16 protein-coding genes are annotated in these 20549 nt (G+C 55.0%); 12 read left to right on the top strand and 4 right to left on the bottom strand.

The features are described 5' to 3' along the window. The first annotated feature begins 106 nt into the window (after window positions 1-106). The 4 genes from RDV48_09795 to RDV48_09780 all read left to right on the top strand — a co-directional run bounded on the left by RDV48_09795 (window position 107) and on the right by RDV48_09780 (window position 6861). Window positions 107-1918, top strand: a complete 1812-nt coding sequence (locus tag RDV48_09795) for an NHL repeat-containing protein (GenBank protein ID MDQ7823073.1) — start codon at window positions 107-109, stop codon at window positions 1916-1918. Next, a complete protein-coding gene (locus tag RDV48_09790; GenBank protein MDQ7823072.1) occupies window positions 1915-3552 on the top strand; it encodes a radical SAM protein in 1638 nt (545 codons plus the stop codon). Before RDV48_09795 ends, RDV48_09790 begins: the two co-directional genes overlap by 4 nt. Window positions 3553-3721: 169 nt before the next feature. Next, window positions 3722-5611 (top strand): molecular chaperone DnaK, encoded by a 1890-nt coding sequence (dnaK, locus tag RDV48_09785; GenBank protein ID MDQ7823071.1) that lies wholly within the window; start codon window positions 3722-3724, stop codon window positions 5609-5611. A gap of 215 nt (window positions 5612-5826) precedes the next feature. After that, window positions 5827-6861, top strand: coding sequence for a hypothetical protein (locus tag RDV48_09780; GenBank protein ID MDQ7823070.1), 1035 nt, complete (start codon window positions 5827-5829; stop codon window positions 6859-6861). A 15-nt stretch (window positions 6862-6876) separates the two neighbouring features. On the opposite strand, the gene RDV48_09775 is transcribed toward RDV48_09780, so the two are convergent. Next, window positions 6877-8115 carry a site-2 protease family protein gene (locus RDV48_09775; protein ID MDQ7823069.1) on the bottom strand — a complete coding sequence of 413 codons (1239 nt, stop codon included), beginning with the start codon at window positions 8113-8115 and terminating at the stop codon, window positions 6877-6879. 239 nt (window positions 8116-8354) lie between these two features. Here RDV48_09775 and RDV48_09770 point away from each other — a divergent pair, with 239 nt between their 5' ends. The 3 genes from RDV48_09770 to RDV48_09760 are packed head-to-tail and all read left to right on the top strand — an operon-like array spanning window position 8355 to window position 12238. Then, window positions 8355-10793, top strand: a complete 2439-nt coding sequence (locus RDV48_09770) for an autotransporter (protein ID MDQ7823068.1) — start codon at window positions 8355-8357, stop codon at window positions 10791-10793. Further along, the gene (locus tag RDV48_09765; protein ID MDQ7823067.1) at window positions 10794-11516 is read left to right on the top strand and encodes an HAD family hydrolase; all 723 of its coding nucleotides are present in this window, start codon (window positions 10794-10796) and stop codon (window positions 11514-11516) included. A 17-nt stretch (window positions 11517-11533) separates the two neighbouring features. Next, on the top strand, window positions 11534-12238 hold the full coding sequence (locus RDV48_09760) for a hypothetical protein (GenBank protein ID MDQ7823066.1): 705 nt from the start codon (window positions 11534-11536) through the stop codon (window positions 12236-12238). Window positions 12239-12247: 9 nt separating this feature from the next. Here RDV48_09760 and RDV48_09755 read toward each other — a convergent pair whose 3' ends face one another. Beyond that, window positions 12248-12709 (bottom strand): hypothetical protein, encoded by a 462-nt coding sequence (locus tag RDV48_09755; protein MDQ7823065.1) that lies wholly within the window; start codon window positions 12707-12709, stop codon window positions 12248-12250. Between the two features lie 218 nt (window positions 12710-12927). Here RDV48_09755 and RDV48_09750 point away from each other — a divergent pair, with 218 nt between their 5' ends. Together RDV48_09750 and RDV48_09745 are read left to right on the top strand one after the other, a co-directional pair. Beyond that, complete coding sequence (locus tag RDV48_09750) at window positions 12928-14052, top strand: hypothetical protein (GenBank protein ID MDQ7823064.1); 1125 nt, start codon at window positions 12928-12930, stop codon at window positions 14050-14052. A 134-nt stretch (window positions 14053-14186) separates the two neighbouring features. After that, window positions 14187-15284, top strand: a complete 1098-nt coding sequence (locus tag RDV48_09745; GenBank protein ID MDQ7823063.1) for a hypothetical protein — start codon at window positions 14187-14189, stop codon at window positions 15282-15284. 21 nt (window positions 15285-15305) lie between these two features. Here the strand turns inward: RDV48_09745 and RDV48_09740 are convergent, their stop codons facing one another. Next, window positions 15306-15944 (bottom strand): cyclic nucleotide-binding domain-containing protein, encoded by a 639-nt coding sequence (locus tag RDV48_09740; protein MDQ7823062.1) that lies wholly within the window; start codon window positions 15942-15944, stop codon window positions 15306-15308. Window positions 15945-16153: 209 nt separating this feature from the next. Here RDV48_09740 and RDV48_09735 point away from each other — a divergent pair, with 209 nt between their 5' ends. From RDV48_09735 to RDV48_09725, 3 genes are read left to right on the top strand one after another with little or no spacing between them, the layout of a single operon-like run. Continuing rightward, entirely contained in the window at window positions 16154-16852 is a 699-nt protein-coding gene (locus tag RDV48_09735; GenBank protein ID MDQ7823061.1) for a PilZ domain-containing protein, read from the top strand. A gap of 32 nt (window positions 16853-16884) precedes the next feature. After that, entirely contained in the window at window positions 16885-17553 is a 669-nt protein-coding gene (locus RDV48_09730) for a class I SAM-dependent methyltransferase (GenBank protein MDQ7823060.1), read from the top strand. Beyond that, on the top strand, window positions 17550-19088 hold the full coding sequence (locus RDV48_09725) for a polysaccharide biosynthesis C-terminal domain-containing protein (GenBank protein MDQ7823059.1): 1539 nt from the start codon (window positions 17550-17552) through the stop codon (window positions 19086-19088). Before RDV48_09730 ends, RDV48_09725 begins: the two co-directional genes overlap by 4 nt. On the opposite strand, the gene RDV48_09720 is transcribed toward RDV48_09725, so the two are convergent. Next, window positions 19046-20470 (bottom strand): amino acid permease, encoded by a 1425-nt coding sequence (locus tag RDV48_09720; GenBank protein MDQ7823058.1) that lies wholly within the window; start codon window positions 20468-20470, stop codon window positions 19046-19048. The genes RDV48_09725 and RDV48_09720 overlap by 43 nt on opposite strands. Window positions 20471-20549: the final 79 nt, after the last annotated feature.

Genomic DNA, 20549 nt, shown 5'->3' with positions numbered 1-20549 from the left:
TTGCTTCAGCCGGTGAATATGCATTTGCTTATGGCGAGAGAGGATTTTTCCCTTCTTTCGAAAAACAAGACAAGGAGCCTCCCGGAATCAGAAAGGAGAAACCCTCATGATGAAAAAAGCACTCACTCTGACGCCATGTGCCCTTCTCATAGGCATGATGTTCGCGGCGGGTTGCGGCGGCAGCAACAGTGATCCCTCGGTATCGATGGGTCAGCCTAGCGGGAGCCCGGCGGAATTCACTTACTCCCGTCAGATAAACGACAACGGCATCTTTTACGAACCCTACGGGGTATTCGTGGACTCCGCAGGGAATATCTACGTGGCCGACACTCTGAATCACAGGATCCAGAAGTTTGGCGCCGCAGGGAACTTCCTTCTCACCTTCGGGCTCCCTGTGGGCTCCGCCCAGGCAATGCTCACGCCCTGGGGAGTATGCGTGGACTCCACGGGCAACCTTTATGTGACAGACAACGCCGGGGGATCGGTGAAGAAATTCGACTCCCAGGGCACCTGCCTCATGGAGTTTACCGATAACGGCTCCCGGCTCTCGTCCCCCTCGGGCGTCGCCCTTGACGGGGCAGGCAGTCTCTATGTGACGGGCTCCACGTGGGTCAAGAAATTCAGCGCCACGGGAGCGTTACTGCTCTCCTTCGGGAGCTCCGGCTCCGGCGACGGGCAGCTCTCCTCACCTGAAGGGATATACGTGGACAGAGGGGGGAACATCTATGTCGCCGACAGCAAAAATGACAGGATCTGCATTTTTGATTCCGCAGGCACTTTCATCGCAAAGTTCGGCACCTTCGGCCGGGGAGACGGCCAGTTTTATACGCCCACGGACGTTGCCCTCGATGCCGGGGGCAACATATATGTCTGTGACATGAACAATAACCGCATCTGCAGGTTCGATCCCCAGAGAGCTTTCGTGATGTCCTTCGGCAAGCTCGGGGGGACTGACGGCGCCTTCAGCTTCCCCTCGGGACTGTGCCTCGATTCCACGGGAAATATTTACGCGGCCGACACGGGGAACAACAGGATCCAGAAGTTCGACGGCTCCGGCACCTTTCAGTCCCGGATCGGGGGGACCTTTGATTCGTTCCTTGATACCTTCGGCGTGGGAGCCGACTCTTCAGGCAGCTGCTACCTCGTGTCCACAGAAAGAAATCACGTGCAGAAGTTCGATTCCTCGGGAAATTATGTCGCCGCTCTCGGCGGCCCCGGTCCCCAGCCGGGCAGGTTCAATGCCCCCGCGGGGATCTTCGTGGACGCTTCAGACAATATACTGGTCGCTGACGGGGGGAACCACAGGGTGCAGAAGCTCGATTCCTCGGGAAACTTCCTGATCACCTTCGGAAGCAGCGGGTCAGGCGACGGGCAGTTCAGCTCACCCTGCGGCGTCTATGCCGATTCCACGGGAAATATTTTCGTCACTGACAGGATCAACGACCGGGTGCAGAAGTTCAGCTCCCAGGGCGCCTTTCTCCTCAAATTCGGAGCCACGGGCACGGGAAGCGGCCAGTTCATCGCCCCCCGGGGGATCACCGGCGACGCCCTGGGTGACATATATGTGACGGACGGCAACGGCATACAGAAGTTCGATTCCTCGGGCAATTTTCTCCTGAAATTCTCCGTCACCTCTTCCGATAGCGCTTCCCCCATGGGAATCGCCGCCGACGGCAGCGGAAATGTCTGTGTCTCCTTCGCCGGGGCGACGAGTGCCACGGGAAACAGGATCAGCATGTTTGACTCAGGCGGCACCTGTCTCGGTGATATCGCTTCTTACGGCGCGGGAAACGGCCAGGTGCTCCTCCCAAAGTACCTGTGCATCAGAAACGACATGCTTTATGTCTCTGACGACCACAGGATAGGGATATTCGCAAGGCAGGCCGGGAGGTCTGAGTGCCCGAAGGAGGCGCGATGAAGGTCCTTCTCCTCTTCCCCCCGCAGGCACAGCCATTTCTCCCCCACCTTGCCCTTCCCTCCCTTTCGGCATACCTCAGGGCCGGGAGCACCCATGAAGTCTCCCTGATGGACTTGAATCTCTCCTCCTACGAGTATTTCCTCTCCCCGGAATTCCTTTCCAACAAGCCTGACGCCGTTTTCTCGCTGATAAGCGAGGCCCTGGGCCACCTCCGCTCAGGGGAGGAATACCTCAGGGAGGACAAATATTACTGGAGCACCACACTCCTCACCAATATGCTCAGAGAGATCGGGATGCGCCATGAGGGGACCTCGCTTGACCTGAAAGACTTCCGGATGGAATACAGGACATCCTCATCGGAGCAGGTGCTGAGAGCTACGCGGGACTATCAGAAGAACCCCTATATTGAATTCTTCGAAAAAGAGGCCCTCCCCGCAATTCTCGAAGAGAAGCCGGAACTTATAGGGATCTCGGTGAGCTGGCCTTCGCAGATAATACCGGCCTTCACCCTGGGCAGGCTTCTCGTGGCACGCCTTCCCGCAGTGCATGTCACCATGGGAGGGAGTATGATAACCCACCTGGGCGCCATGCTTGCATATAAAAGAAAGCTTTTTTCCTGCTGCCACTCTTTCATAGTATATGAAGGCGAGGTTCCACTGCTGGCCCTTGCCGACGCGGTGGCGCAGAAGAAAAGCCTTCATACGGTGCCCGGCATCATATTTCCTGAAGGGAAGAAACACATGGGGACCGTGGCACCCCCTGCGCCGCTGCCGGTAAATGACCTTCCCACGCCTGACTTCCAGGGCCTTCCTCTGGGGCGCTATTTCTCACCCAAGATTTATCTTCCCCTGTCGGCCTCGAGGGGCTGTTACTGGAACCGCTGCGCCTTCTGCAATCATTCCATGAGCCTCTCGTCATTCCGCATGAAAAAGGCTGCAAGGCTGATTAAGGAAATGGAGAGCATGGCGGCCGCCACGGGGGCGTCACACTTCTATTTTGTCGATGACGCCGTTCCTCCGGCCATCATCAGTGGTCTGGCGGAACTTCTTCCCTCCGCACCTCCAAGGTTTCACTGGGGTGGCGAGGTAAGGTTTGACAAGTCCCTGGAGAGGCTTGACTTTGAGAAAGCCGCAGGGGCAGGCTGCCGCTTTCTTCTTTACGGCATGGAATCATCGTGCCAGCGTGTCCTTGATCTTATGCGCAAGGGGTATGATCACCGACTGGCGGCGAAAATCCTCTCCCGGGCCCACCGGGCCGGCATACTCAACTGGATTTTCCTGTTCCTTGGATTTCCCGGTGAAAAGCCTGAAGAGGCGGCGGCAACACTGGAATTCATCGCGGAGCACAATGACCTTATAGATATGATAGCGCCGGGAAAGTTCATTCTCACCGATAATACCGATGTATACAGGAATCCCTCCCTTTACGGTATCGAAAAGGTTGAGGAACGGACCATGGACTATGATCTTCTCACCACCTTCAGGTACCTTGCCACTGGGAGCATCAGCGCCGACACGGCAACGGCAATGATTGAGAATACCCGCAGGCGGAACGCATTTTCAAAGTTCCTCAAGCCCTTTGTCACCGAGTCACACCTTATGTTTCTGAAGAAAGCGGCAGTGCCCGTGCCGTAACGACAAGGCTCTCATTCCTTTACCCTATGAGCCCCCGACCACCCGACCACTTCTTTTTCCCTCCCTGATGTCATGAATCTATTGTCTTACTATTACATCTAATGAAATGTGAAACAAATTTTACAAATTAGTTGAGCCAATAACGCTCAACAATGAGGAGGGATTCAGTATGGCTAGAATAGTGGGAATAGACCTGGGAACAACCAATTCCGTCGTGGCAGTCATGGAGGGAGGGAAGCCCGAGGTAATCGCCAATTCTGAGGGTGGGAGAACAACCCCCTCGACAGTGGGCTTTTCCAAGAATGGAGAGAGGCTCGTGGGAGAGCTTGCAAAGCGGCAGGCCATCAGCAACCCGGACAGGACCATAGTATCCATCAAGAGGAAAATGGGCACCGACTACAGGGTGTCCATAGACGGGAAAGGCTACTCGCCTGAAGAGATATCCTCGATGATTCTGAAGAAGCTGAAGGAAGATGCCGAGCGCTACCTTGGCGAGAAGGTCACCAAGGCGGTCATCACCGTTCCCGCATATTTCAATGACTCCCAGAGGCAGGCCACCAAGAATGCCGGCCAGATAGCGGGGCTTGAGGTCCTGAGAATTATCAATGAGCCCACGTCAAGCGCCCTTGCATACGGCCTTGACAAACAGGAAGAGCTCCTCACGGTCCTTGTATTTGACCTGGGCGGCGGCACCTTCGACGTGTCAATCCTGGAGATAGGAAACGGTGTCTTCGAGGTGAAGTCAACGTCGGGGAACACCAACCTTGGCGGTGATGACTGGGATCAGAAGCTCATAAACCATTTTACTGAGGAGTTCAGAAGAATGCAGGGCATAGACCTGAAGCATGACAGGATGGCACTGCAGAGGCTCAAGGAAGCAGCGGAAAAGGCAAAAATAGAGCTTTCCACGGTGCTCCAGACGCAGGTGAACCTTCCCTTCATCACGGCTGACCAGAATGGACCGAAGCACCTTGATATGACCGTCACAAGGGCAAAATTTGAGGAAATCACGGCAGATCTCGTCCAGATGTGCGCCGGGCCCGTGAACCAGGCTATGGCGGACGCAAAGCTCGATCCAAAGGATATTGACAGGGTTCTTATGGTAGGGGGCGCTACAAGGATGCCCATGATAGTGAATTATGTGAGATCACGGTTTGGGAAAGAGCCTAATAAGGACATCAACCCTGACGAATGCGTGGCGCTTGGCGCGGCAATCCAGGGGGCAGTGCTCTCCGGAGAAGTGCAGGATGTGGTGCTCGTCGATGTCACCCCCCTCACTCTCGGCATTGAGACGCTTGGAGGAGTCATGACAAAGCTCATTCCCAGAAACACTTCCATACCGTGCTCAAAGTCGGAGATCTTCTCGACTGCCGCTGACAACCAGCCTGCTGTGGATATCCATGTGCTCCAGGGCGAGCGGGAATTTGCCGCCGACAATAAAAGCCTCGGGAAGTTCGTGCTGTCCAACATCCCGCCGGCTCCGCGGGGAATGCCGCAGATCGAGGTGGCCTTCGACATAGACGCCAACGGCATACTCCAGGTGACGGCCAAGGACAGGGCCACGGGAAATACGCAGAATATCCAGATCAAGGCCACGACAAACCTGAGCGATCAGGATGTGAAGCGCATGGTAAACGATGCCCAGCAATACGAGTCACAGGACAGGAAGCGCCGTGAGATGGTGGAGCTCAGGAATAACGCTGAGAGCCTCATCTACACCACGGAGAAGACCATGAGAGATCTGGGCTCGAGCCTTGACAGCTCAATGCGCTCAAAGATAGAGAGCGCCATAAGCGACCTGAGGTCAAGCGCCAGGGGGGAAGACTCCACCAGGATCAAGGCCGATATGGAGAAGCTCACCCAGGCAGTCTATGAGCTCTCGTCAAAGGCTTACGGCCAGCAGCAGAGCCACCAGGGCTGCTCGTCAGGCACATGCAACACAGGCGGCGACGGCGGATCTTATGGCGCTTACGGTCACGGCCCCCAGGGACAGGGGCGCCAGGGCGAAGGCCAGAGAGATGATGACATAATTGATGCTGAATATCATGTGAAAAATTAACAGGTCCCTCCGCTCCAGGCGAGGCGCCGGCACCGTGCCGGTGCCTCTTTTTTTTGCTTCTCTCTTCCCACGCCGTTGAAGGAGATTGCCTCCCCTTGTGTAATAAGTCATTATTCTTTATATACTCACGCTCATTATGAACCACGGGATCATCTGGTTTTTTTATTACGTGAGCCTGCGGAACCTCACAAGGTAAGGAGAAAGCTTCCGGCACAATGGAAGGAAACATCGCGAAATCTGTCAAGGAGTCATGGTTCGGTGACGGGGTCCATGCCGATTCACGCCTTATAGGCCTCGAGATCCCCAACGTCACTGAATCCTATTTCATCAACGAGCTTATAGCCGTGGCCATTGCCGTAGGAGAGGAAAAGCTCGGGAAGGCCATCCTTGAGGAAAAGATCAAGAACCTGCAGCTTCGTTTTTTTGAATCATACCGGAACTTCCTCACCATCTACTCGGAGGCCCAGCTCCCCGAGGTCATCGACAAGGAGGCCCAGAAAATTCTCAAGGCCTTCGAGGAGCAGGAAAAGGCCCTCGCCGAGCTTCTCCTCTATTTTGTGGACTCCGACACCAAGCACATTGCCCAGGGCCTCCATATTCTTGTATCTGCCTTCAAGCAGATGTCGCAGGCCAACAAGAACTTCCAGCGCTACCAGCTTGCCATGGGAGGCAAGGAATGCCCTGACTGCGGCTACATAAACGTGCCCGGAGAAGTGTACTGCAAGAAATGCAAGCACGTCTTCGCCATGGCCACCGAGGAGATCTCCAAGGAGTTCGATCTTATGAGCACCATCGACATGGAGATAGAGATCACCACTGGTGGCCTCCTCTTCCCCAAACACCTGGCAAACCTGCAGAAAAATTTTCTCAAGATGACAAAGAGCGATATCTCCATGAGAGAGTTTATCGGAGAGGTGGACTGGCTCCTTGCTCTCCTCCACAGGACCAAGCTCAAGACAGAAAAGGTGCTCTTCAAGGAGACCATCGGCAAGGCGAGGGAAGGAATCATACAGATTGGCTGGGCGCTCATGGACGGCCTCAATATCGTGAATATCTCCATGAACAAGATAAGGCTCTGCCTCCTCACTTTTGACCTCGGCAGGATGCAGGAGGGATGGACAGAGCTTCTTTACGGTTCCAGGAAAATGATGCAGGGAAGCCAGTTTTATCCCCTCATTGACAAGCAGGCCCAGGAGGACGGGGCAAGAATGGATGAGGAAGTACGCTTCTTTGATGAGGCTGAAAGCTGAAAGGAAGCCAAGCCTCTATTGAGGCGGCATCACCATTTTCAACGGCTCAATATTCACGCTCACCAGAAAAACCAGAAGTGCCGCAAGGGCAAGTATCTTTCCCGTCCTGCCGGGCGGCCTGTCATCATCTATTGAGCCGGGATTCCCGGCAAGGGCAAAAACCAGGGCAAGGACGGCCAGGGTGATCCAGCCTTTCCAGTAAAGCAATCCCAGCAGAATCAGCACTGCCACCACCAGAAAAGAGAGAATACGGTGCGCTTTTGCAGGCATGAAGGCCCTTGTAATATGACCACCGTCAAGCTGGCCGACAGGCAGAAGGTTGAAGCCATTGATTAGGAGGGCAAACCACCCTGCGAGCGCCAGGGGATGCAGCATGATATCCTTCCCCTCGGGTATCGCCCTGAAGCCATAGGCAAGATAATGAAACAGGAGAGGATCGCCCAGGGAGATATAAGGGGGCTTTATGCCTGTGATATCGACAAGAGGCGACATTGAGAGGCCAACGGCTATCACGATCACTGACGCCAATACGCCCGTAAGGGGACCGCTCGCACCAAGCTTTACCATCGCCTCCCTGTCGGGGGGAGGGGTCCTGATATTGATGACGGCGCCGAGAGTCCCAAGGGACAGCACGGGGATCATGGGGATGAAATAAGGAAAGCTCGCCTGAATGCCATTTTTTCTTGCCGTGACCCAGTGGGCCAGCTCGTGGCTTCCCAGGATGAAGAGGAGCCCCAGGGAAAACCCTGCGGCGCCCCCCCATATGTTCTTGATGAGCTTCATCGCATAGAGATCATAGCTCATGAAGTAGCCTGTCAGAGTGGTGGTGATAATGGTGAGCACCAGAAGCACAAGGTGAAGGATGACATTCTGCCCCTTCCCCCTCCTGCCCACTTTCAGGAGACGGCAGAAGCGGATCCCCTCCCTCCTCCGTATGAAGGGTATGAAGCCTTCATCGGAAAGCTTCTGCACCAGCTCTGCAGGGAGCTTCACTCCCTCAGGTACGGGAAAGTAAAAAGAAGCCCCCTCAAGAGCAATCCATTCAATGGGTAAATACCGGCTTATCAGAGGGAAAAGGCTCTCTCTCATGTCCCTCAGCTCCGAGGGCTCGAGGGGCACGGCACCGCAGGGGCATATGCCCTTCAGGGCCCCGGCGGTAGGGAATGCCCTGCCACACCGGGGGCAGTAGTAAAGCCAGCCTTCTCCCTGCCCGGGGCCCTCTGCGCTGACAGGCTCTTTCGTTCCGTCCATCATCAATTCTCTCTTCCTCTGTGACAGGGACGCATCTTCAGGTGCGCCACTCTGATAATTTATTCCCGGGGGAGGGAGATTCCTCTCCTTTCGTGGCGGGGAAATATTTCTCCCGCCCCTGCGAGGATTTTGAGAGGAAAAGAGCCCTCAGTGCGGTAATATTGTGAGGGTGGCCTTTGAGAAATATATCAATGGGAAGGCCTCCCGGGAAGTCCTATTTATTCAGAAGGAAGGTGACATGTATGGCAGGCAGGTTTTTCATTTCCCTTGTTCTTGTCCTTATTTTCGCGGTTATGGCAGCGGCGGTGCCCCCGGTTTATGGGCAGCAGCCCTCTTCCAGCGATGTCGCTCCTGACAAATGGCCAAAGACAGCCGTGGTAAACGGCATAACCTATACCATTTACCAGCCCCAGCTAGACAGCTGGGACACCTTCACCCTCGAGGCCCATGCCGCCGTGTCGGCCCTCTCCCAGGACTCAAAGGAGCCTGTCTTCGGCGTCGTTCAGATCAGCGCCGGAACCTATACCGACAAAGTGTCCCGTACAGTCTATTTTCATGATATCAACGTGACAAAAGCCGTGTTCCCCTCAGCGCCCGACAAGGCGGAACAGTACCGCCAGGACATCCAGAGCACCGCTGCGAACGGCAATGCCACCATGCCTCTGGACCAGCTCCAGGCTTCGCTTTCAATACTGGGGCAGCAGCAGGCAGGCAACGCCGTGCCTCTTCAGAACAGTCCTCCAGCCGTAATTTTTTCACAGAAGCCGGCCGTGCTTGTCTCTGTTGACGGCACCCCCATCTGGGCGGCCGTAAAGGGGAGCAGCCTTCAGAGAATCCTCAACTCGAGGGCCCTTGTCTTCAAAGACTCTTCAGGCCAGCTCTACCTCCACCTCTTTGACGGGTTCATGGAGGCCCCGGCCCTTTCAGGTCCCTGGACAGTGTCGGACAGCACCCCGCAAGGTGCCGACGCCATCGCCCAGGGCCTGGCGAAACAGAATACCGTTGACCTGATGGAAGGCCAGCCTGACGACAAGACAAAGGCAAAGCCCTCCCTTTCCTCTTCTGCACCCGATATCTACGTAGTCACGACTCCCACGGAGCTCGTGGTGACCGACGGCACTCCCAGCTGGGTGCCTCTTGACGGGACCATGCTCCTCTATCTCAAGAACACCACCGGCAATGTCTTTAAATCCCTTTATGATCAGCGGACCTATCTGCTGGTCACGGGCCGCTGGTTCTGGGCCCCCGATTTCAAGGGCCCCTGGCAGTATATTGCCGCGTCTGCTCTCCCGGCCGATTTCGCCAAGATACCCGACGCGAGCCCCAAGGAGAATGCCAAGGCCTCAGTGCCCGGAACTCCGCAGGCCCAGGAGGCCCTCATATCAAACCAGATACCGCAGACGGCCACGGTGAACATCAGCCAGGCGAAGTTCACTCCCCAGATAAACGGCGATCCGAAGCTCCAGACAATCGCCGGGACTCCCCTCTCCTATGTGCTGAACTCAGCGACTCCCCTCATCCGCGTCGATGAGAAAACCTGGTACGCATGCGTGAACGGCCTCTGGTTCTCCGCCACCTCGCTTGCCGGCACATGGAGCGCCGCCACCAAAGTCCCTGCGGTGATTTACTCCATCCCTCCCAGTTCCCCCCTTTACTATGTCACTTTCGTCAAAGTGTACGGCTCCACCCCCGATACCGTGACCTCGGGATATACCCCAGGCTACATGGGAACCGCGGTATCGCCCGACAATACCATCGTGTACGGTACAGGCTATGATTACACGGACTACTACGACGACGACGGCTGGTACCCCGCTCCAGTAACTTACGGCTACGCGGCGAATCCCGCGTGGACTCCCTGGACGAACTGGGCAATCGGCTTCGGACTCGGATGGGCCTACGGCGACGCTATGGCGGACTGGTGCTGGGGAGTGGCTCCTTACTGGGGAGCCATGCCCTACGGGTGGGGCTATGGCGGATGGGCAGGTAATTATCCCCGCTGGGGGCCGAACAGCTGGTCGGCCACGACAGGCAACGTATATTCCCGCTGGGGCAATACGGGCGTCGTGACAAGGACATCGGGAGGCTACAACGCGTGGACAGGGAACGCCTGGGCAAGCAAGGTCGGCCACTCCTACAATTCAGTGACAGGGCAGATCTCTGCCGGGCAGAGGGCCGGCGTCGAGAATGTCTACACGGGAAACTATGCTTACGGCAGCCGCGGCGGCACCTACAACCCCAGGACCGGCGCTTCGGCATCCGGCGAGCGCGTCAACGTCGGCAATGCGGGCTCGGGGTCAAAAGAGACCGTGGGAGCGGGGAAGGTAACGGGCCCCGGCGGCCAGACCACCCATGTCCAGCAGGCAGGTAACAACTACTATGCCGAGCGCGACGGGAGCGTGTACCGCAATACGGGGAGCGGCTGGCAGCAGGTTGACAACAGGGGCTCATGGAACAATGTCCAGAACGCCGGCACCGTCAACTCCCTGGAAGATCACCAGTGGTCGCGCCAGGCCGGCGAGCAGCGCGCTGCTGCTTCTTCGTGGGGCGGCGACTGGGGAGGAGGCTTCCACAGGGCCGAGTCCTTCGACAGGGACTGGGGCGGTGGCGGCTGGGGCAGAAGTGGCGGCTTTGGAGGCTTCAGGGGAGGCTTCGGTGGCTTCAGGGGCGGGCGCCGCTAAGTGGTATCGGGCTCTTTTCAGCACTTCAAGGGTATCATCCTGGACCTGGATGATACCCTTGCGCCTGAGAAGGAGTTTGTTTACTCCGGATTCATGGCCGTTGCAGAGGAAATGGAGAGGCGGTTCGGCCTGGTTGCAGAAAGAGCTCTCGGAGAGCTCCGGGAGCTCTTTGACCGCGGCGAAAGAAAGCTCCTCTTCAACAGGGTCCTTGAGGAAAACGCCATGCCTTACTCTGAGCAGGACATCTCACAGCTGCTCTCCCTCTACCGCCGCCACAGGCCCTCAGGCTCTTACCGGCTTTATGAGGACGCCGGAGAAAGCCTGCCTTATCTCGCCGGGAATTTCCTGCTGGCTCTCATCACCGACGGCGACAGGGCCATGCAGGAGCGGAAGATCGGGGCTCTTGGCATCGGGAGTCTTTTTTCCCCCCTCATCATCAATGAGAGCAGAGAATATTTCAAGCCCCACCCCCGGTCATACGAAAAGATCCTGAAAGAGTGGGAGATCCCTCCATGCTCAATCGCCGTGCTCGGCGACAATGTCCTCAAGGATTTCGTCACGCCAAAGGCCATGGGGATGCTCACCGTAAGGATCGCGAGGGGCGGGATTTACCGCGCGGCAAGGGGGAAAAAGCTCTGGAGGGCCGAATATACCGTAAAGAGCACCGGGGGATTCCTGGAGCTTCTTGCCAGGCTTGACAGGGGCTTCCAGGGAATGCAGTGAGAGAGGGGACTCAAAGAGTGGAAGAACATCACATGGAACTGATTGCCACGGCACAGAACACCCAGATCCTCCGCTCCCCCAGGAATGTGCTCACCACTTTCGGAAACACGAGAATCCATTACTACATCCTCACCGATCCCGTGTACAAGGGGCTTCTTGACAACTCTGACGACACTGTCCTGAGAGAGGGGTACGTGATTGCGGAAAAGCCCAGGATCATCACGCCGAATTACCTCAGGAACATCTTTCAGGGATTCGAGCACGGCAGCGTTTATGCCCGGCACCTTATCGAAGCCTACGGTCCCTGCGAGCCGGGAATCATGTACCAGTATTCCAACGACTTCAAGTCCATGGAGGTAGTCACCACGCCCCTCGAGGAAGTCGCGCGAAAGCTCGGAGAAGACCTGGACAGGGAAAACGAGCCCTTCGCGGCCGTCATCAAAGGTGACAGAAAGCTCTGGGATGTCTCTCTCATGCTCTTTATATACAGCTTCACAGGACAATCTCTGAAAAGCAACCTCTCCGAGCTCGGGTCGCTCGGCATGCTCTCCGTAGACCGGTCTGGTGTCACAGGTGAGAGCCGTTTCCACATAGAGAGGCTTTTCAGGGAGGTTGAATCGGGAAAGACAGACCCCTCGCTGCTGAAAAAGGAACTGGATGCCTGGGGGGTCTTTGAGGAATACGAGGACCGCTTCCTGGACCTTTTCAGGAAAAAAGAATGAGCGGGCCGGTCATGCCTTGCGGGAGACCTTTCGCCTGATGATGATGCTCTTAGAGAGGAGTATCCGTGAAAGGGCGATGACAAGGTCATCAAGAAGCTGCCCCTCCTCTTTCGTGAGAACCCCCTGCTGCTCCCTCACCTTGTTCAGAGCGGCCTCGTTGTTGATGAGCAGGTGGGCAAGCTGGGCTATACCCTTCGCCGAGTCAATGAGGAGGCCCAGCTTCTGGCCCTCGGTAAGGGGCGGGCCTTTTTCCATGGAATTGAGCTTCACGCGGTAGATATAGACTCTCTTGATGATGGGACAGGTGTCCAGAACAAGGGGAAGGTTGTCAAGGGTAATCTCCCTCGGCACTTTGAGGAGAGCTCTGTTCCCTTCCTGATCGATGGAAAAAGTCTTTCTCGCGAGCTCTATGAGCTCGTTGCTTCTCCTGTAAAGATCCGAATGCCTTGACGAGGCCGTTTGGGCTTTCATGCTCTCCACCAGAACCCCGGTTATTTCCCGAGTGATTCACCGCAGCAAGGCACAATTCCTTTTCATGCGCGACGGCTGTCCCCGGTACTCCGGATCGGATTGTGACGAAATCTTAATAGAGTTTATGACAAAATCTTAATAAATTGTTAACACTATGTTAACAGCCATGTGAAATAATATATACAGAAGCAAAAATTATGTAAAGGAGATGTGACATAATGAAGAAAATGATGGCATTCCTGGTGATTATGTGCCTCGTAGTGGGCACGGCATTCGCATCGACAGGCTACAAGGTGCAGAGCGGCAACGCGGCAACGGTGGACAACGCGGCAGTCAACGGCGGCTCCCTCTACCAGGGGACAGTCAATGTCTCAGGCGCAATGAGCGGCACCTACCAGTATGTGTACAGCTCGGGTCTCTTTATCAACAGCGCCATACTCCAGATGATGAGCGCCGACCTCGGCAACCCCTATACCGCAGCTCTTAACTGTGTTGCCCCCTCGGTGGGCACCGAGCTCGCCACCACGCAGAGCTTCGTGTGGAACTGGGGCAACTTCTCATGGAACGCCAGCAGCAACTGGACCAACCTCGCATGGGTGGCCCAGAACCAGGTGCCCGGCAGAACGGCATCATGGTCAGGAAATGATGAATGGGGCAACGAATCAACGGCAACCATCACCGGCAATGACGACTCAGCGGGCACCCACTCCTACACTTACGACACCACCGTCGCCGTAAGCTATGACAAGGACAGCGGCTCCCACAAGCTGGGCTCATCATCACAGATGACCACCAACAGCGTGCACTACAGTGTGTATGACACATCAGGCAACAAGTACGTCAGCCCCATCGTCCTTGACATGACAGGCTCAGGCAAGCTCGAGGCTTCCAAGGGCGAGTACCTCCCCCACTCTTCCTTCGACAGGTCCAACATGGTGCTTATGGACTTCTTCGGCAACGGCTTCGAGATAGCGATGGAGTGGGTCGGCCCCAATGACGGCCTCCTCGTGACTCCCAAGGCTGACGGCTCAATCGACGCCTCGTGCCTCTTCGGCTCGAACGGCGGCTTTGAGAACGGCTACGAGAAGCTCTCCCTCTATGACAGGAACAACGACAACAAGATTTCAAACGATGAGCTCAAGAGCCTCGCAGTGTGGCAGGACAAGAACCAGAACGGCATAGCCGACAAGGGCGAAGTCGTCAGCGTCAAGGATGTCGGCATCACCTCGCTGAGCCTCCAGACCAAGAACTTCATGAGCAGCTTCGAGCGCAACGGCAAGACTTACAAGATGTGGGACTGGTGGCCGAGCGCAATGGAGCTCAAGAAGGTCAGCTCAAAGTAGCATCACCTATCACCGCGTGCAGGAAGGGCCGAAAGGCCCTTCTTTTTTTCCTCAAAGGATTTCACCCCTCCTTCATCGAAAAAAGTGAAGAGAACAATACCATTACCCTATCTTGCAGGAGGAGGTATCCCCTTATGCGGAGATTTCAGCAGGCAGCCTTTTCAGCGCTCATCGCCATCCTCATTGTCTGTATGCCGGCAATGGCAGATGTGCGAATCGGCCAGGTGAAGCTTTCCTCAAAGAAGATAAACCTTGTCAAGTTTGGCATAATGAACATCTCAGGTGATGGGAAAATCGTCACCTGCTATGAAAAAGTGAGCGATCTGAAGCTCAAGCAGAAAGGCTTCGTCTTCAAGCTCTGGATATTTGAGTTTATGGGCGAAACCCGCGATGACGTGAAAATCAGCGAGGTCCTTCTCCCTCTCACGGAGTTCCAGACAATGGCCCTCTCTGACGATGGCAGGACAGGCATCATCACCGGCAACAGGGGAGCAAAATTCCTGAAGGTGGACATTCCCTCCAGGACAGTGACAGTGCTCTTTGACCACAAGAAGGGCGCTCCCGGCTTCCGCTCCGACGAGGGTATCCTCAACTACCTGCAGGAAAAATTCCTGAGCTGGGGCTATTTTTACAACAATGAAGACCTTGTCACCAAGCGCGCCATTGCCATGATTGATCCTGCAAAAACAGGCGCCGACGTCTTCCAGCCTGCCTTTGATACAGGGCCTTTCGAAAAAAGATATTACAATTCCCGCTATATTGAGTGGGTTTCCAAGAATCAGTGTTTTGTCATCGGCAGAAAGAAGGGCGCCAAGGAGCAGACTCTGGCTTTCTATGACAATGGCACACTCAAGGAACTGGAAAAGGCCCCCCAGTTCAAGACGGCGGCGGCAGCCGGCAGCAGGGTGGTATACTGCATGGCACATCAGAAAGACAAGACCGAAGTGTATCTCAAGGACGCTGCTTCCGGAAAATCATGGAAGCTCAACCCTGATGAAAAGCTCTATTCGTATCTCTTCATCTCCAAAAATCAGAAGACTGCCGTCATCGCCAACATCGAAGTGCGCGCAAACAGGATGAGCTATTACTATGCAACGGAAAAGGATGATTTCAAAATCAAACCTGTTGCGGCGCTGCAGAACCAGCCCATGAACCAGTTAAGACTGGCGGCTTTCGGGAAAGCGTACGTCACCTTCAACGGCAACGAGATCTACTGGGGAAAGCTCGAGTAAAATCAAGTTTCATTCAGTCTGTCAGAGGGTGTTGATATCCCTGCTGCCAGGAGCCTTCCCCCGCATGTGCTCGTCAAGCATCGCGGTCTTGTAGGAAGGCTCATTGTTTTCAAGAATTCTGGTGCGGTAGTGCGGAGTCTCCCGCTGGGCGGAGAGCTCCCTGAGCTTGCATAAAAGCTTCTGCGCCAGGTCGAAGCCGGGATACTTGCTCTGGCGGTATTTGGACTGCGTGGCTTTATTTCTCATCCTGCTCTTGTCTTCTATTTTTTCCCTGACGTGCTCATTGCGCATCAGCACATCGAAGAAATCCATCCTGCCGATGGAAAAAACCTTCACCTCTCCCCGCGCCACGATGGAGGAGCTCCTCACTGAATCAGAAATAAGGGCTGTTTCGCCGAAATAATCACCGCTCTCTATCTCTCCCACGGTGATCTCCCGGCCATCGGCACCCTTCTTCACCGCCGATACCGTGCCTTTCGCCAGGATAAAGAACTCATCGCCGAAAGTTCCTTCCCTGATGATATACTCACCATTCTCAAAGGTAATCATCTGTGCCTTGGAAAAAAGCTCCTCGCGTTCATCTCTGGAAAGATCCTGGTAGATCCCCATCTTTCCCAGCACATCCTTGAGCCATATCTGTCCCAGCTTGTCAAGAGGCATCGCTTTTCTCCTCCGCCTGATAAAAGTTTCACATCAATGGCGGTTTTTCCTTTCTCCGGGAAGAACTTCCTCCCCGGGGCACCGGGAGTCTCATTGATGTTCCCGCATCAGCCTGATGCAGGAATTTCACCTCCTCCGGGAAATTACTATAAAAGATGTGGTAGCACCGGCGCCCAGGGTTTTCCATCCATTCCATTCAAGGAGTCTCCATGAAAAAAGCCTCTGGCAGTGAGCGAAGAATATTCCCGCGCAAGACTCTCATTGTGAAAAAAATGACCCTGGCGGAAATCTCCATAGGGGAGCCGGGTGTGCCCAGAATGCACTATGTCTATATCAATGATGTGAGTGAAAAGGGGATCCGCATCTCTACCGACATCCCGCTTCCTTCCCGTAAAGTGATCCATCTGAAGCTCCATCTCGATACCCCTGTGCTCATCCCTGCAAAGGTGCAGTGGAAAAAGGAGCTGGGTATCAGCAATTATACCTATGGACTTGAATTCACCATGGCGGCGGAGTCATTGCAGGACATAGCAAAGCTGATGGAATGGGCCACGCCATATTTTGAAAGGGCATCATTTCACATTAACTCGACAATACACCTCACGACAGGGCTCAGGGAGCCCAACGACACCCTCTATGCCTACATAAAAACCATAAGCCCTCTCAGAATGGAGCTCACGAGCCACAGGGAGCTCCCTGAAAACAGGCCCTTCGAGATTACCTTCAGCCTTGCAAAGGCCCTCACTCCCTGCGTCACAAGAGTGCAGGTACTCTACCAGAAGGATGATTCCGGTGATGACGCCCATCCTGGAGATGAGCACTCCCTGGCCATAATCCTTGAGTTTCTTGATCCTGAAGCGGTAAAAAACCATCTCATAGAAGCTCTTGCCGAGTATCCCTCGATGTAGCGGCAGCCTTTTCAGAAGTGAAAGACAGGGCAATGAATTCTCCTGATAACCGCTGGCGAAACTATTTTCTGGAGCACACAGGTCGTAAAGCGCTTCTGCAGAACGCTTACGAGCACTGGTCTTTCCGCTGGCCTGCCTATGAGCAGATCTTCCGCAGGGTGCCTCCAGGCTCCCGTATACTGGACGTGGGATGCGGCATCGGGTTCAGCGCCATTCTTCTTGCGGGATACGGCTACAAGGCCGTGGGCGTTGATAATGACGAGACCATTATAGAGGAGGCCCGCACTATCGGCTCGCATTTCAACAGTGATGCCGTGTTTGAAGTGCGTTCGGCCTTTGAGCTTGATGAATACTATGACCAGTTTGATATGACCATCTCTTTCGGCGTCGTCGAGCATTTTGATCGAGAGACCACCATCGGGCTGCTCGGCAGGCAGGCGCGCTGCGCTCCCTTTGTGCTCGCCACAATCCCCACGGCTCATTCGAGCGATCCCATCACTGATGAGCGCCTTTACACCACAGGGGCATTCGGGAGGCTTTTTTTTGCGGCGGGCCTCAAGACTGTCGCAAAGTTCACCCTGGGGGATGCGGGCTCTGCAAGGGTCTTAAAGCACCTTCTCCCTCCCGTTCTCTACAGGGCAGTGAAGGCAATATGCTCCTATGCTCCGGGAATAGGCATCGTGGGACAGAGGAACCAATGAAGCCCATCAGGTTCATAGGCTTTGAGATATCGGGGGAGAAGGTGGCCCGGAGAATGGGAGTGGGTTTCTTTCTCTACTTTCTCTCAAAGGCAAAAGGCGTCATCACCTTTTTCTTTTTCACAAGGATACTTGGCACGGGAGGGTACGGCGATCTTTCAATGGTGCTCCTCACGGCAGGAGTGCTCTATCCCCTTGTGAAAGTGGTGCTCTCATACGGATTCAGGGTTTACTCGACACACCTGACCGATCCGGACGAGATCAGAAGAAATTTCACCACGACGCTCTTTCCCGCCCTGGCATTCAGCGCCCTGAACCTCATGGTTTTCACCTTCTGCGACCTCTCCTTCATCAGCCCGTCTCTCAATACCTACCGGTACTGGATCGCCGCGCTGGTATTCGCCATGATACTGAAAGAATACAGCCTCACCATGCCGGAGACCTTCCAGAAGGCAAGGATAATTGCCGTGTTCACCACCTCGGTTGAGCTTTCTGCGGCAGCGATCTCCATTGCGCTGCTGTTCATGGGCTTTTCTGTCAAGGGAGTTGTTCTTTCAACAATTATCTGCTACACGGCAGGCTCACTGGTGCTCCTCTGCCTCATTTTCAGGGATATCGGCTTCGAGTTCTCCATTGACGGCAGAAAGCTGGTAAAATTCACCCTGCTGGGGCTTCCCATAATACCCGTGGGCTTTTTCCTCTGGGTCATCCAGGGCTTTGACCAGTACCTCATTGCCCACTATTTCACCACTTCAGAGGTAGGTATCTACGCCGCTTCAGTCAATATCGCCGCGTTCCTCCTCATGGTGAACCCGGCGCTCGATTTTGCCTTCGGCGCCACGATCCTCAAGCTCTGGAACGAAAAGGCGATGGAAAAGTTCTCTTACTACAACCTGACGGCTCTCAAATGGATTATCTGCCTGGCCTCGTGCGCCAGCGGCATCCTTTACCTGATGGCAGTCCCCGTCGTGCACCTTTTCGCCTCAAAGGAGTTCTTAAGGGCTTCGGCAGTGCTCCCCGTCCTCTCCGTTGCCACTTCGCTCTTCCTCGTGGCCTGCATGTTCCAGAGGATTCTCTATACCACCAAGGATACCTTGAAGGTTCTTTTCGCCTTCGGGAGCGCTGCATCCATAAGCGCCGTCCTTAACATCCTCCTTATTCCCCGTCTCGGCATCAATGGCGCCGCAATTGCCTCTCTCTCGGCAAACCTGGCGTTGTTTCTGATAATGGCATGTATGACAGTAAAGGCTTATAATTACCATTTCTACAGGAATAAAAAGCTCTATATACCCGTGGTGGCAACCTTGGTTTTCTGCGGGATGGCGGGGATCATTATCCCCGCTCACATAAGAAATACTGATGGAGTGGCGATTGCTCTCTCAGCGCTTTACAGCGCCCTTTTTCTCTATTCACTTCACAGGGGAAAATTCGTGGAGCAGAATGAGATAGAGCTCGGGAAAAGGCTTCTCGCTCCTCTTGGCCTCTCCCAGGGGACTCAGGATGGCGAAGGGCCCCTTCCCACTGATCTGAACCAATAGTACACCGGCAGTCCCACCAGTATGATGGCAAGTCCCTTGAGGGAATCGCCGGGAGCCCCCTGGACTACGTAAAAGAGGAAGGCGACGCCGATAAGTATATAGAGCACCGGGATAAAGGGGTATCCATGGACAAGGTAAGGCCTGTGGAGATCAGGATTCTTTTTTCTCAGTATGAAGAGCCCCACGACGGTGAGCACGTTGAAAAGCACCGAGGCGAAGGCTGTGTAAGTAAGCAGGTTGCTGTATGACCCCGTGAGCGTCAGAACACATGACCAGGCCCCCTGGATAATCAGGGCGTTCACAGGTGCTCTATACCGGGGATGGAGCTTCGCCAGGCTCTGGAAAAAAAGCCTGTCTTTCGCCATGGCATAATAGACGCGCGGCCCCCCGAGGATAAGGCCGTTGTTACAGCCGAACGTGGAAATGATGACGGCCGCCGAGATGAGATAGAGACCGACAGGGCCGAATATGACCTCTGCCGCTGCCGCGGCGATCCGGTTATCAGGCACTGCCGCTGCCGCCTTGATGGGCACCAGGAAGAAATAGACTGCCGTGGCGCCGGTATAGAGAAACGTGACGATGAGGGCCCCTACAATCAATGAGAGAGGAAGGTTTTTCTGGGGCTCATGGACCTCCTCGGCGGCAAAAGTGACAGTGGTCCAGGCATCATAGGCAAAAAGGGCCTTGGAAAGAGCCACGGCCAGGGCGGCAAAGAGGCCCATTTTCAGCGCCGAGGGAATGACAGGCTCAAAGAGAGGCATGAAGTTGGCGGTGTTCCCCTTCCCCATGGAAAAGCCAAAGATTATAAGAAGCAGTACGGCCCCCACCTTGAGAAAGGTGAAGACATTCTGGACCAGTGCCCCCGTTTTCACCCCGAAGCAGTTAATGACTGTAAGCACTATGATGCTGATGATTCCCGCGGCCTGCGCCGAGTTGAACGAGAACGCGCCGGCACCGAGAGGGATGCTGAAAAGAATCACTTTCTCAGAAAGGCAGGGGATGAATATGCCCAGATATTTCGCAAAGGCCACTGCCACTGCAGCGATAAAGCCTGTCTGAATCACGAGAAAAACTGTCCAGCCATATAAAAAGCCAAGCTGTGGTCTGTAGGCCTCCTTCAGAAAAACATACTGCCCGCCGGCATGGGGCATTGAGGCAGCAAGTTCGGCGTAACTGAGAGCTCCGCAGAGGGTAAATATTCCCCCGATCACCCAGAGAAGGATAATGATTCCGGGGCTTTCTATATAGCCAGCCATGAGGGATGGGGCTATGAATATCCCCGAGCCTATCATGGAGCCTACCACAATGGTGGTGGCGCTTATAAGGTCAATCCCCCTGATGAACCCTACCTCATGCCGGGGCTCATTATTCTCCTCTGCCATGCCACACCTCTCTTTCTATGAGGCATCGTGCCACAGAACGGAAATTCGGGGAAAAACCCGGCAAACCCTCCAAGAGCTC

The sequence above is a fragment of the Candidatus Eremiobacterota bacterium genome (assembly GCA_031082125.1).
GTDB lineage: Bacteria > Vulcanimicrobiota > CADAWZ01 > CADAWZ01 > Ess09-12 > Ess09-12.
Note: the sequence above shows the minus strand (reverse complement) of the source record. Positions and strands in the feature narration are given on the sequence as shown.